The sequence below is a fragment of the Chryseobacterium nakagawai genome, assembly GCF_900637665.1.
Lineage (GTDB): Bacteria > Bacteroidota > Bacteroidia > Flavobacteriales > Weeksellaceae > Chryseobacterium > Chryseobacterium nakagawai.
Window position 1 is genome coordinate 4,104,818 of the sequence record NZ_LR134386.1, and the last position, 14,921, is coordinate 4,119,738.

Annotated in this window: 5 protein-coding genes; all 5 read left to right on the plus strand. The window is 41.3% G+C overall.

Annotated elements, in window-relative coordinates; genetic code table 11:
• Positions 1-137: 137 nt before the first annotated feature.
• From EL260_RS18470 to EL260_RS18490, 5 genes are read left to right on the plus strand one after another with little or no spacing between them, the layout of a single operon-like run.
• Positions 138-7,181, plus strand: a complete 7,044-nt coding sequence (locus tag EL260_RS18470; RefSeq protein WP_123856898.1) for a type I polyketide synthase — start codon at positions 138-140, stop codon at positions 7,179-7,181.
• Between the two features lie 19 nt (positions 7,182-7,200).
• Positions 7,201-11,466 carry a type I polyketide synthase gene (locus EL260_RS18475; RefSeq protein WP_123856900.1) on the plus strand — a complete coding sequence of 1,422 codons (4,266 nt, stop codon included), beginning with the start codon at positions 7,201-7,203 and terminating at the stop codon, positions 11,464-11,466.
• Complete coding sequence (locus tag EL260_RS18480) at positions 11,454-11,753, plus strand: acyl carrier protein (protein WP_002977699.1); 300 nt, start codon at positions 11,454-11,456, stop codon at positions 11,751-11,753. The genes EL260_RS18475 and EL260_RS18480 overlap by 13 nt, the downstream gene beginning before the upstream one ends.
• Positions 11,744-12,526, plus strand: a complete 783-nt coding sequence (locus EL260_RS18485; protein WP_123856902.1) for an alpha/beta fold hydrolase — start codon at positions 11,744-11,746, stop codon at positions 12,524-12,526. Before EL260_RS18480 ends, EL260_RS18485 begins: the two co-directional genes overlap by 10 nt.
• Positions 12,519-14,921 carry a glycosyltransferase gene (locus tag EL260_RS18490; RefSeq protein WP_123856904.1) on the plus strand — a complete coding sequence of 801 codons (2,403 nt, stop codon included), beginning with the start codon at positions 12,519-12,521 and terminating at the stop codon, positions 14,919-14,921. The genes EL260_RS18485 and EL260_RS18490 overlap by 8 nt, the downstream gene beginning before the upstream one ends.

Genomic DNA, 14,921 nt, shown 5'->3' on the forward strand with positions numbered 1-14,921 from the left:
GTTGAAAAATATTCAACAAATAAGCTTTACCAGTGAAAATATAATAAAAACCAATTTTATGGTTTTGTAATAAGACATTCTTCTTTGTCTCAAAGACTTATGTGTTTTTTGCAAAATCTTTACTAACATATCACGCCATGAAAAACTTAACCATCATTGGACTAACGCCTTTTGAAAAGCCGGATGTCAACCTTTTGCCTAAATTGCATCAGGCGGGTATATTTCCTGTCCTCAGCTTAGGCCAAGAGTTAACGACCGCCCAGGCAGCACTTAATCAACTTGAAGGAACAGATCTACCCTCTTATGGTATCTATGTTTCTAATGAAAAATTATCAGCGCTTCAAATTCCAAAGAATGTTACATTTGCGATCTTACCGGCCGGAATGTCTATTCATCAGAATTCGAATCTGGATATCATCTATCAGGTAACCAGTCTCAAAGAAGCAAAACAAGCTGAACAATCAGGAGCTAAAGGAATTATCATCAAAGGAAATGAAGCTGGAGGTCAAATCGGCTACGAATCCACATTTGTATTATTCCAGCGCATTATCAAGGAAATCACAAGCATTCCAGTTTGGGTACAAGGAGGAATAGGACTCCATACCGCTGCAGCTGTGAAAGCTTTGGGAGCAACAGGTATTGTACTGGACAGCCAGCTTGCTTTATTCCCTGAAAGTTCAGTTCCAAAAGACATTAAGGATTTATCCTCAAAACTGAACGGAACCGAGACCAAAATCATTGCCAATCACCGTGTATTGGTAAGGCCTAATTCGCCTTCATTACCGGATAATATCAATGCTGAAGATCTTAAACAATATTTTACTGATCTCGATATCAGCAAAAGTTATATCCCAATGGGACAGGACATTTCGCTGGCCACAGACCTGTATGAAGAGTTCAGAACATTGAAAAAAATGGCTTTTGGATTCAAAGAAGCTATGTATGGTCATCTGAAGCAGGCAAAAGCACTTCAGGTTATTGACAAAAATAATCCATTAGCTCAGGAGCTTGGTCTTACCTATCCCATTGCACAGGGGCCAATGACCCGTGTAAGTGATGTAGCAGGATTTGCCAATGCCGTGGCCGAAGCAGGTGCTTTACCATTTATTGCCCTATCATTATTGAAAGGAAACTCTGCCAAATCTTTGGTGATGGAAACAAAAGAATTGGCAGGTAATAAAACCTGGGGTATAGGTATTTTAGGGTTTGCGCCTCAGGAATTAAGAGACGAACAAACTTCTTATATCCTTGAAGCACAACCTCCTGTAGTTTTGATCGCCGGAGGAAGACCAGCACAGGCTAAAGTATTTGAAAAAGCAGGCATAAAGACATTCCTGCACGTTCCATCTCCTGCCTTGTTGGATATTTTCCTTAAAGAAGGTGCAAAAAATTTCATTTTCGAAGGTCGTGAATGCGGTGGTCACGTAGGTCCATTATCCAGTATGGTTCTTTGGGAAAAACAGATTGAACGGATCTTAAAAGAAGACCATCCGGAACATATCAGTGTATTTTTTGCCGGTGGAATCCATGATGATTTCTCAACAGCATTTGTTTGTATCATGGCGGCTCCATTGGCTGCCAGAGGAGTAAAAGTGGGTGTATTGATGGGAACTGCTTATTTGTACACGCAGGAAGCTGTGCAAACCGGAGCCATTCAGGAAGAATTCCAGTTACAGGCAATGCAGGCTAAAGATACCGTCTTATTAGAAACTGCTCCGGGACATGAAACCCGTTGCTTAAATACTTCATTTGCCAACCACTTCAATACGGAAAAAGCTAAACTTTTAGCTGCCGGAACAGATAAAAAAGAAGTATGGGAAAAGCTGGAAAAGCTCAACGTAGGCCGTTTAAGAATTGCCGCAAAAGGCATTGAACGCCAGGGAGATCAATTAGTAAACATTCCTAAAGATGATCAATTGGATCTTGGAATGTACATGATTGGACAGATTGCCACCATGCAAAACAAAGTATTGACCCTTGAAGAACTTCATCAAAATGTAAGTATCGGCAATTACGAATATATTCAGAATGCTGAACTGGCAGAACAGCCTACATCCAGCGAAAAACCTTTGGATATTGCTATCGTAGGAATGGAATGTATTTTCCCGGGTGCCAAAAATCTGGATGAATTCTGGAGAAACATCATTTTAGGAAAAGATAGCGTTACCGAAGTTCCGGACGAAAGATGGAACAAGGAGCTTTATTATAAACCGGATTCTGACGAAGCGGACGTATCTCATTCAAAATGGGGTGGTTTCATTCCGAAAATTGATTTTGATCCACTTGCGTTTGGTATTCCACCACAATCTCTTGCTGCTATTGAACCTACACAATTGCTTACTTTATTGGTAGCAAAACGTGCGATGGAAGATGCCGGATATGGTGAAAAACATATTAACAGAGAAAACATTTCTGTCATCATCGGAGCTGAAGGAGGTAATGATCTTGCCAACAGCTATAGCTTCAGAGGATATTATAAACAAGTCTTCGGAGAACTTCACGAAGAAGTAAAAGAAGCTTTCCCACATACTACAGAGGATTCCTTCCCGGGTATTCTGGCCAATGTAATCGCAGGTAGGATTACGAATCGTCTGGATCTTGGCGGTAGAAACTTCACGGTTGATGCAGCATGTGCTTCATCTTTGGCAGCTATCGATTTAGCTTGTCAGGAACTTGTATTAGGTAAATCCGATATGGTTCTTGCCGGAGGTGCAGACTTACACAACGGAATCAACGATTACCTGATGTTCTCCAGTACTCACGCTCTTTCCAGAAAAGGAAGATGTGCTACCTTCGATAGTGAAGCAGACGGAATCGCCCTTGGAGAAGGAATCGCAATCCTTGTTCTGAAAAGATATGAAGATGCGATCAACGATGGTGACCATATTTACTCTGTAATCAAAGGAGTTGGCGGATCCAGTGACGGCAAAGCTCTTGGACTAACAGCTCCTAGAAAAGTAGGCCAGGTAAGAGCTTTGGAGCGTGCTTATACCCAAGCAGGAATCAGTGCTGCTTCTGTAGGATTGGTAGAAGCTCATGGTACAGGAACTGTGGTTGGAGATAAAACAGAATTAAGTGCTTTAACAAATCTATTCAGCCGTTCGGGTGCTTTGCCGGGACAGACCCATTTAGGTTCTGTGAAGACCCAAATCGGACATACTAAGTGTGCTGCAGGATTAGCAGGATTAATTAAAGCTTCTCTGGCAGTTTATCATGGAGTAAAACCTCCTACCCTTCACCTTAAACAGCCGAATGCTTATTATAACGCAGAAACCAGCCCATTCTCTTTCCATGCGGAAACAGGATTATGGACGGAGAAAAACCGCTATGCAGGAATCAGTGCTTTTGGATTTGGAGGTACTAACTTCCACACCGTAATTGCTAACCATCCGAAACAGGATGACTCTATTGCGATGCAGTCATGGCCTTCAGAATTATTTGTATTCCGTGGGGATACCTATGAAGAAGCAAAAGGGCAGTCAAGTCAGATCAAAACGCTATTGGAAATTAATGATGAGATTCCACTAAAAGATATTGCTTACAGTTTAAGTATCGCTTCAGAAAAGCCAATTCAGTTCAGTATTGTTGCGGACACTGCGGTTGACCTGATGATGAAAATTGAATTAGTACTGTTGGGGATAGAAACTAAAGATACTTTCACAGTCAATAAAAAAGAAGGTAAAGTAGCATTCACATTCCCCGGACAAGGAAGTCAGAGAATCAACATGGCTCGTGATCTATTCGTGGTTTTCCCGGCGATGCGTAACGTGATTGATAACTATCCTGAACTTGAAAAAGTAGTTTTTCCTTCTACCACATTCAATGAAGCGGATTTAAAACAACAGAAAGAAACCATTAAAGATACCCGTTTAGCACAGCCGCTTTTAGGAATCGTTGATCTTGCATTGGCCAGATTCTTAGAATCATTGGGAATTGTTCCTGATATGCTGGCTGGACATAGCTACGGTGAAATACCTGCTCTATGTTTCTCAGGAGTATTTGGTGAAGATAAATTAGTTGATTTAAGTATCCAAAGAGCTCAATCGATATTAAATTCAGTAGAAGGCGGAGATCCAGGTTCAATGTTAGCGGCAAGTGCTACTCACGAACGTTTACAGCCGATCATTGCTAAAGTGGAGGGATGTTATCCTGTTAACTTCAATGCTCCTACTCAATGTGTCATTGCAGGAAGCACTCCGGCCATCAATACATTATTGGAAGTCCTTAAACAAGAAGGAATTTCTGCTAAAAAATTAGAAGTGGCATGTGCATTCCACAGCCCATTATTGGCAAAATCAAAAGATTTATACGCTGATGTATTAAAAGATGTTCCTTTTGAGGAAATGCAGATCCCTGTATGGTCTAATACAACAGCTGAAGTATATCCTTCGAATCCTTCAGACATCAAAGAAAGATTGACTGAACATTTAGTGCAGCCTGTGAGATTCGTGGAACAGATGCAAGCGATGTATAACGATGGAGCAAGAATCTTCATCGAGGTAGGACCTGGAAAAGTCCTTACAGGATTGGCAAAATCATGTATTGAAAAAGATCAGTTGACTTTATATGTTGAAGACAGCAGCCGTAACAAATTCACTCATTTACTTTGTATGTTAGCTCAGTATTTAGGCACGGGACGCAGCTTCAATATTGAGAAACTTTTCGATGGCCGTTTCGTTCAGCTTGTTGATATCAATCAGCCTGAATTGTATAAGAAAAGCCCGGCCATCTGGCGTGTTAACGGACAAGCTGCACATCCGACAACAGGTTCATTGCCTGCTAATGGTGCACTCCCTATCATAAACCCTATTCCTATGAATAATTTTACCACTCATAATACGCAAGCTCCTGCACCGGAAGGCCTATCTACGGCAGAACGTATGCTGCAGGAATATTTAAACAGTATGAAACTTATGATACAGGCACAACGTGATGTGATGCTATCCTTTATGGGACAGAATCCTCAGGTAAATCCAATGCCTGTTTACAATACACCAATGCCAGCATCTGCCCCTGAACGTACCATTCCGGTACAAGCAGTTCAGCAGGAAAGAACTGTTGCAGTGGCTGCTACTGCCGTTGCTGTAAAAGCGGCTCCTACAACAGATATCAAAGCTTTATTACTACAGGTTGTAAGTGATAAAACAGGCTATCCGCAGGAAATGCTGGGTATGGAAATGGACCTTGAGGCTGATTTAAGTATTGACTCTATCAAAAGAGTGGAAATCATCGGAACACTTCGTAACGAACTGGGAACATTAGCTAAAGGTAACACCAATGAAGATATGGTGATGGAACAATTGGCAGGAATCAAAACCCTAAGCGGATTGGTTTCATGGCTTACTGAATTCTCTGGAGCAGATACGACGCCATCAACTCCTGAAAAAACTGTAACTGAACCTGAAGTAGCTTCAAAACCACAAGCAAAATCTGCATTATCATTAGAAGACCTTCAAAACGCTATCCTGAATATCGTAAGTGAAAAAACAGGCTATCCAAAAGAGATGTTAGGGTTAGACTTAGATTTGGAAGCAGATCTTAGTATCGATTCTATCAAGCGTATGGAAATCATTGCAGATCTTAAAAACAAGATCGGTTTTGGAGAAAACCTTGAGCAAGCTGATGATGTAATGGAAAAACTGGCAGCCATTAAAACCCTTCGTGGATTGGCAAGCTGGATCAGTGAAATGAGCGGCGGCGACAATGAAATAAAAAAAGAAGTAAAGGAAGCAAGCGCTCCTGAAGCGACAAATAATGTATTATCACGTCTTCGTTTTGATATCACTCCTACAGATGCTTCATCAGTACAAAACACAGAGGTTCTGCAAGGAAAACGTTTCGCCATCACTCAGGATGATAGTAAACAAACCTCAGCCATTAAAGCTGAATTGGAAAAACACGGAGCTATCGTAGAATTGGTAGAGTCAGACAAAGACCTTTCCAACGTTGATGGATTGATCATGCTAGACTTATTCTCAGCTACAGATAAACCCAGCATCATCGATCATGTTGATTTAATTAAAAAACTGGATTTTGATAAAGCTAAATGGGTATATCTTATTTCTGATATCCCTGCCCATATTCAGGAAATCAATGATGTGAGTGTATTGCGCCACCATCAGGGTTATCCTGGACTTTTCAAAAGCTTAGCAAGAGAGTTTGATAACACAATTTGCAGATTAATCAGCTTGAGTACTCCTCAGGAAGTAGATCAGATTGCTGAAATTACTTTAAAGGAAATTCTTACCAATGATAAACCTGCTGAAGTGATTTATAAAAACGAAACAAGACATAAGGTAGATATTATCCCTTCCCCATTGTCAACGAGTTTAAATGAAGCACACATTCAATTAGATCAGAAATCTGTAGTACTGGTATTAGGAGGAGCACAAGGAATCACTGCAGAATTGGTGAAACACATGTCCCAGGCTTATCCATGTACTTACATTTTAGTAGGAAGATCTGCAGATCCAAGAAATGAAGCTTCTGCTAAAGAATTCGAAGGAATGAAAACGAAAGAGGAAATCAGAGCATTCCTGATCAAATCCGGAAAATTCACTTCTCCTGCTGAGATTGAAAAAGAAACCACAAAAGTTTTCAAAAACAATCAAATATTACGCACGATCCGTGATATGGAAGCGCTTGGAAATACGATTATTTATCAATCATTAGACCTTTGTGACGAAGAAGGATTAAGCAATCTGATCAGCGGTATTTATGAAAAATACAACCGTTTAGACGGAGTAATTCATGGAGCAGGTCTTTTAGAAGATAAATTATTCAAACAAAAAACAACTTCATCTTTCGGACGCGTATTTGACACCAAAGTAAAACCACTTCGTGTATTGGCTGAACAACTTCGTACAGACTGCCAGTTCGTGGTATTATTCTCAAGTATCGCATCGGTATATGGTAACAAAGGCCAGACAGATTATGCGGCTGCCAACAGTGTACTGGATGATTACGCTAACGCTCTGAATAAAAGATTAAAAGGAAAAGTAATCTCCATCAACTGGGGGCCTTGGAAAGGTGCCGGAATGGTTTCTTCCACCCTTGAATCTGAATACGAACGTAGAGGAATTTCTATGATCCCATTGGATGAAGGAAAAGAAATCTTCCTTAACGAGATAAAATACGGAACTGAAAGCCAAGTGCTTATCATGTCAGGAAATAATTGGTAATCCTCTGTAAACACTATACATGAAAAAAACAGATGTTGCTGTAGTTGGACTATCCTGCGTCTTTCCCGGGGCGCAGGATGCCCATACTTTTTGGCAGAATATTGTCAATAAAGTAGACTCTACCCAATCCGCTCCGGCAGATCGGATAGATCCGGTACACTTTAGTGATGCCACCAATCCTGTCGATCGTTTCTATTGCCAACGAGGCGGGTTTATTCCTGATTATGAGTTTGATCCTACCAGCTTTGGAATTTTACCCCTTGCCGTGGAAGGAACAGAACCCGATCATTTACTAACCCTTGATTTAGTTCAAAAAGCTTTGGAAGATGCCGGAGTATTTCAAAAGAATACTTCCCTTGAAAAAGCAGGAATCATCATTGGGAAAGGAAATTATACCGGGCCGGGAGCTACCCGTGCCATTGAAATTGTAAGAACCGGAGAACAGATTTCCTCTTTATTGCAGGAATTGCTACCTCAGGTATCTTCTGCTGATATTGAAAAAGTAAAACATGCTTTCCAGGAAAGGAAAGGACGTTTCGCTGCTGATACTGCCATGGGATTGATTCCCAATCTGGTAGCTTCATTGGTAGCCAACCGTTTTGACCTTGGAGGTGTTGCTTTTACTGTGGATGCTGCTTGTGCCAGTGCTTTAATCGCTGTAGATCACGCAGTTCAGGAACTTCAGAGAGGACGTTCCGATATGATGATCGCCGGAGGGGTTCACACCGGACAAAATGCTGCTTTCTGGAGTATTTTTGCTCAATTGGGAGCGATGTCCCGTCAACAGCAGATCAAACCGTTCAGCATGGATGCCGATGGATTGCTGATTGGTGAAGGCTGTGGTTTCGTCGTTTTAAAACGATTGGAAGACGCTGTTCGTGATCAGGATAAAATCTATGCAGTGATCAAAGGTGTGGGGGTCAGCAGTGATGGTAACGGAACCAGCGTGATGAGTCCATCCGTAAAAGGTCAGCTAAAAGCGTTAGAACAAGCCTGGATTAATGCTGATCTGGATAAAAATAAAGTAGGTTACCTGGAAGCCCATGGTACCGGAACTCCGCTTGGAGATAAAACAGAACTTCAAAGCTTAGCTCAGTTCTTTGGGAAAGAAGAAGCTGCTCCCGTGGCAGGAATCGGTTCTGTAAAATCCAATATCGGACATGCCATGCCGGCTGCCGGAATCGCAGGATTAATTAAAACCTGTCTGGCTTTACACCACGATACATTGCCACCAACATTGTACTGTGAAAATCCAACGGCAGAAATGCAGAATACAAGATTCGAACCGGTACAGGAAGCCAAAAACTGGTCAAAAACCGGACTGCCAAAAGTAGCAGCAGTGAACGCTTTCGGATTTGGAGGAATCAATGCTCACGTTGTTCTTGAAGGCTATGATATGCCGAAAAAAGACACCGTATTGCTATTGGCAAGACCTACCCACGCAGAATTAGTTTCTGCCTTAAAAAATAATGAAACAACAACAGGTGAAGGGGATTTCAGAGTAGCGATATTCGATCCTACTCCTGCGAGAATAGAAAAAGCCCTTAAAATTGTTTCTAAAAACCTGATCTGGAAAAACAAACAGGACATCTGGTATACTTCTACCCCATTATTAAAAGATGGCGGAAAAGTAGCCTTTGTATTCCCTGGATTGGATGGCCTGGCAAAAGGTGAAGTGGAAAGTGTAAGCCGTTATTTTGGATTAACTGCTCCTATAGAAACCGAAGGTGAAGGTCTTTTAACCGATGCTTTAAATATCTTCAATACTTGTAGTATCCTTGACAACTCCTTAAAAAAACTGGGAATCATCCCAGACATGAATGCAGGACACAGTTTAGGAGAATGGCTGGCAGGATATTCATCTGAGTTAGCAGAAGCTAATTCTGTAAAAGCCTTAATCGATGTACTGAATCCGGAAACTTTTGAATTAAAAGATTCCAAGTTCATTGCCATTGGAGCAGGAATTGATGTCGTACAGCCTTTTATTGCTGAAATTTCAGACCTGTATGTCTCGAATGACAATTGTCCTAATCAGGTCATCCTTTGTGGAAGCAATGCTGCATTGGATCAATTGGTTCCGCAATTAAAATCAAAACAGATCTTCCATCAGGTATTGCCATTCCAATCCGGATTCCACTCTCCTTTTATCGCTGATAAACTGGATGTGATCCTTGCCGGAATGGAAAAAGCACAGTTCCAGAAAACGAAGATCCCGTTATGGTCAGCTACTACATTAGAACCTTATCCTGCAGATCAGGCAGCGATCAGAAAACTAAGTGCTGAGCACTTGGTAGAACCTGTTCGCTTCCGTGAACTGACAGATAAATTATACGTAGAAGGCGTAAGAGTATTCATTCAGGTGGGTACCGGTGGACTGATCGGATTTATTGATGATACTTTGAAAGGAAAAGCATTCAGCACGATTGCTTCCAGCGTTCCTGCCCGTTCTGCATTAGCCCAGTTACAGCGTGTGGTTGCTTCCTTATTTGTAGAAGGCAAAACGGTTGCGCTTGACTTTTTAGAGCTTCAGCAGCATTCAAAAAAATCATCAGGTAAAGGGATAAAGCTAGAATTAGGCTCACCTATTATCCGAAATTTTAAAGAAGTAAAAGCATTAGCTCAAGCCTTTGAAACACCAAAACAATATACTGCTTCCGCTTCAGCTATAACGGCAAAAAGCGGTCATCCTTTGGTACAGGCATTCCAGGACAATGTTACGGATATGATCCGTATGCAGGAAGAAGTCTTGACTTTATTCCAGAACCGTCCGGAAATTACCATTCCACGTCCTGCTCAGGTCGCTCCTGTAGCACAATATGCTACTCCACAAGCACCGAGAAGTACAACTTTCACAAAAGATCTGTACGTAACGCTGGAAAGTCATCCATACCTGATCGACCACAGCTTATTGAGACAGCCGAAAGGATGGGCTCATGTAGCGGATATGGAACCGGTTATTCCGATGACCATGATCTTTGAGCAGCTTGCAGAAATTGCAGAAGCGGAAATCCCGGGAACACAGGTTCATAAAATCATGAACGTAAGTGTATTCCAATGGATGAACGTTGCCCAACCTTTTGAGAAAACTGTAAAAGGACAATGGCGTGGCGAAAACCATGCGTATCTGGATATTGAAAACTTTGCCAATGCTGAAGTGATCTTAAAATCTTCACAAGTCCCTACTCCAACATTCAACCTTTCCGTTGGTGATCTTCTACCGATTGAAAGAACACCTGAAGAAATCTATGATGCCCACATGTTCCATGGTGACAAATACCAGGGAATTACCGAAGTATCAGCCGTTGGAAACAAAGGAATTATAGGAAAAATCAAAGGAAATGGCGGAAAAGGATCTCTGTTAGACAATGCCGGACAGCTATTTGGACTTTGGTTACAGCTTACCTTGGTAAAAGACCGTATTGCCTTCCCGGTAAAGATCAGAGATATTGAATTCTTTGGCGATATGCACGATCAGGAAGGTATTTTTGAATGCACCTGTATGCTGACTGAGCTTAACGATGAATTTGCCATTGCAGATATTATCCTGAAAAGAGACGGAAAAGTATGGTGCGCGATCACCGGATGGCAGAACAGAAGACTGGAAATTGATGCCGCATTATGGAATGTTTCCATGTCACCATTGCATAATCGTCTTTCTGAAGAGATTGCTCCGGAAGTATTTTTCTTCCATCAGGCGTATACCAGAGTCGCGTCATGGGATTTTATCCTGAAAAGATATTTCAACCAGACGGAAAAACAGCATCATCTGCAATTATTACCGAACAAGAAGAAAAATTGGATGGTAAGCCGTGTTGCCGTAAAAGATGCCGTTAGAAACCTTCTTCGTCAGGAAAAAAATCATGCGTGCTTCCCAATCACCTTTGAAATACGTTCCGATGAAGTGGGGAAACCTTACCTCATCAGTGATTTCACAGAAAACATTCATATTTCATTGGCTCACAAAGGAAAAGAAGCTGTGGGGATTGCGAGATATGGCAAATCTGTAGGAATCGATATGGAACTCATGGAAGAACGCAGCGAAGGATTCTATGATCTGGTATTTACCGACAATGAATTAGCCTTGTTAAAAGGAAAAGATCAGGCAGAATGGACAACCCGCTTCTGGGTAGCGAAAGAAGCCTACGGAAAGTTCTTAGGAACCGGACTGAAAGGGAATCCAAAAGCCTTCGAGGTCGAATTTATAAAAGATGATCACTTGTGGATCAACAACATTGAAATCAAAACTATTAAACATAAAAATTATATTATCGGATGGACACTGTAAACGCAACATTAAAAATGAACCACGAAGAACTTTTTACTTTATTAAAAGGTTTTATTACTGAAGTGATAGGTGCTGAATTTGTAGAGGAGATGGATATTACTCCGGAAAGTTCATTCACCAAAGATCTTGAAATGGACAGCATCGAGATTGTCTCTTTCTCTGAAAAGATCAAGGCGCATTTTGGCGATCAGATCGACTTTACAGGTTGGTTATCTTCTATGGATCTAGACCAGCTTATTAATCTTGACCTTAGTATGATCATCAATTATATCTACGAATGCCAATAATCACTGTCAATAATAAACAAGTTCATATACAGGAACTCAATAAAGGAGCCGAACAAACCGTGGTACTGATCCACGGTATGTTCAGTAACCTGTCCATTTATTATTTTAATATTGCCCCCATTCTGGCAAAACATTTCCATGTGGTGATGTACGATCTGAAAAGTCACGGTATGAGTGAACGCTTTTTGGATGGGTACGACCTTGATAACATGTCATCCGATCTGATTGGTTTAATGGATCACCTTCAACTGGAGAAAGTACATCTTACAGGCTATAGCTTCGGCGGTCTTATTGCTTTGAAAACAGCATTAACCTATCCTGAACGCGTCAATCAACTGGTGGTGATGGAAGCTCCGGATCCTCAGGACGAAAAAGCCCGTAACATTATTGATGAATACAGCAAGGAATTCCTTGAGCATTATGTAGCCAATTTTACAGATACTACCAAAGTCCAGATGGGCAAAAGACAAATGGAAAAGAACCATCGTATGTATGAGTTTCTGTTTAATCAAACCAGCATCAAAGCAGATATGATCAGGGAAAAACATTTCCTTGGTGAAGCTGATTTCAATCAACTGAAAGCTTCTACGTTATTGCTTTACGGTGCTGACTCCAACTGCAGACCTACAGGAGAATGGCTGCAGTCTCAAATCGGTTCAGCCGAACTTGAATTGATTTCCGGCGATCACAATATTCCGATTCAGGAACCTCAGCTTATCGCAGAGACGATCGCTCAGTTTTTATCTAATATCTTAACGAAAAACCATGGCTAAATTTGCATTTATAGTTCCACCCTTGACAGGACACGTCAATCCTACCCTAAGCATCGGTGCTACTCTGCTGGAAAGAGGGCATGAAGTAGTCTGGATCAGCCTTGACCCGACTTTAGAGGCTAAACTTCCGGAGGGAGGAAAATTATTACTGATCCAATACGATCAGACCGACGAAGAAAAAAAAGAAAGCGAACAATATCTGGATATTATTTCCAAAAAAGTAGTGTACGGAATCGACAGTGTAAAGTTCCTTTACGAGGAAGTACTTATTCCACTGAACAGACATTGCTATAATGGAATTGTTGCTTTATTAAAGACCTATCAACCTGATTTGATTATCGGTGACCATCAGTTATTTGCTGCTCCGATAGCAGCAAAAGCATTAGGGATTCCTTGTGCCACTTCCGTTACGGCTCCGGCTGCCATTAAGATCATGAATGAGCTGCCAAAAGTACACGAATGGGAAGTGAATCAAATCATCGATTTACAAAAAGAGCTAGGCTTCAACGAGGAGCGTTCTCTAGCAACTTCAGATCTGTTGACGCTTGTTTTAACTTCAACTTATTTCTTTGGTGAAATGGATGATCTAGCCCCTCAATATCAATTCACAGGGCCAGTTCTTACAGAACGTCGTATCTCATGTGAATTTGATTGGGATAGATTAAAAAGTGCTACTAATAAAAAGATTTTAGTAAGCATTGGAACTACTTTCGATCACGATCATAAAAAGGCATTTTTCCAAAAGGTAGTAGACGCTTTCAAAGACGAAGACTTAACAGTTGTCGTGGTTTCTGATCCGCAGCTTTTCGAGCAGTGGCCAGACAACTTTATGGTGTATCAGCAGGTTCCGCAATTGGATCTGTTACCTCATCTTGATGGCGTAGTTTGCCATGGCGGTCACAATACCGTTTCCGAAACCTTATCCAACGGAATTCCTTTGGTAGTCATTCCGATTGCGTATGACCAGTCGCATGTGGCAGGACGTGTAGTACGTACAGAGGCAGGTGAAAGACTTAATTTCAACAGATTTAAAGCCAATCACCTGAGAGAGGCAGTACAACAAATTTTAAACAACCCGAGCTACCGTGAGGCCGCTCAAAAAGTAGGACAATCTTTTATGGAAGCAGGAGGAGCATCTACAGCAGCCAATTTATTGGAAACGGCGATTACTAAAGCCTCAAAACACGAAAAACCATCTAAATTTTTATTCGTTGTTCCGCCATTTTTCGGACATGTGAGCCCAACATTAAGTGTTGGTGCTAGTCTTATTGCCCGTGGGCACGAAGTAAAATGGTTCGGTATTACGCCTTTAGATAACAAACATATTCCTGAAGGAGGTTCTTACTACTATCCTGAAGAAGACCTTATTCCTTATCAGGATGAAATTACCCGTATTTTAAAAAGACAAGATGACGGTCCGGCTTGTTCCGGTCCTGAAGTCATGAAATTAGCTTTGGAAGAAACCTATGTTCCTTTTGCTAAAATGATGATGCCAGGATTAACCCGATTAACAGAAAGCTGGATGCCTGATGTAATTGTGAACGACTGTATTACATTCGGAGGTGCACTTTTCGCTCATAAACATAATATTCCTTGTGTAACAACAACTCCTGTTCCACCGGATGTCATGGGAGATACTGAAAAGAGTGCCCCAAAAATCTGGGAATGGCAGCAAAATTTAATCAAAGACTTACAAAAAGAAGTAGGCATTCACGAAGAAGGAATTTATATTCATTCCCATAAACTGAATATGGTCTTTACTTCACAGGCTTTTGCAGGTTTTGATACCGTACCATCACATATGAAATTCGTAGGCCCGGTAAAAGGCCGTCCGAATGATGCTCCATTTGACTGGGATAAATTAAATGCTTCTACCACTCCAAAGATCTTCGTATCACTGGGAACTTTGTTGGTAGACATCAGAAAAGCATTCTTTGAAAAGATCATCGCTGCATTCAAAGACCAACCGGTTACTGTGATTGCTGCTACTCCACCGGAAATCTTTGAAGAATGGCCGGAAAACTTTATCGTGAACAGTTTTGTGCCTCAATCTGCAGTGATGCAGCAAATGGATATGGTGATCTGCCACGGCGGTTTCAATACCGTGAATGACACATTCCGTAACGGATTACCGATGTTAATCACGCCTATTGCATACGATCATTTCCATATTGCGAAATTAATTGAGCAGGCAGGCTGCGGAATCAGTATCCGATACAAAAGACTTCGTGTAGATGCTCTTCGTGAAACTGTTTTTGAATTATTAGAAAACCCTAAATACAGAGCAGCAGCCCAAGAGGTTCAGAACACCTTTACTCTTGCCGGAGGTAATGATAAAGCAGTAGAATTACTGGAAAACTTTGTAGAGGAACATTCCACATTAGCTTCAGTATAA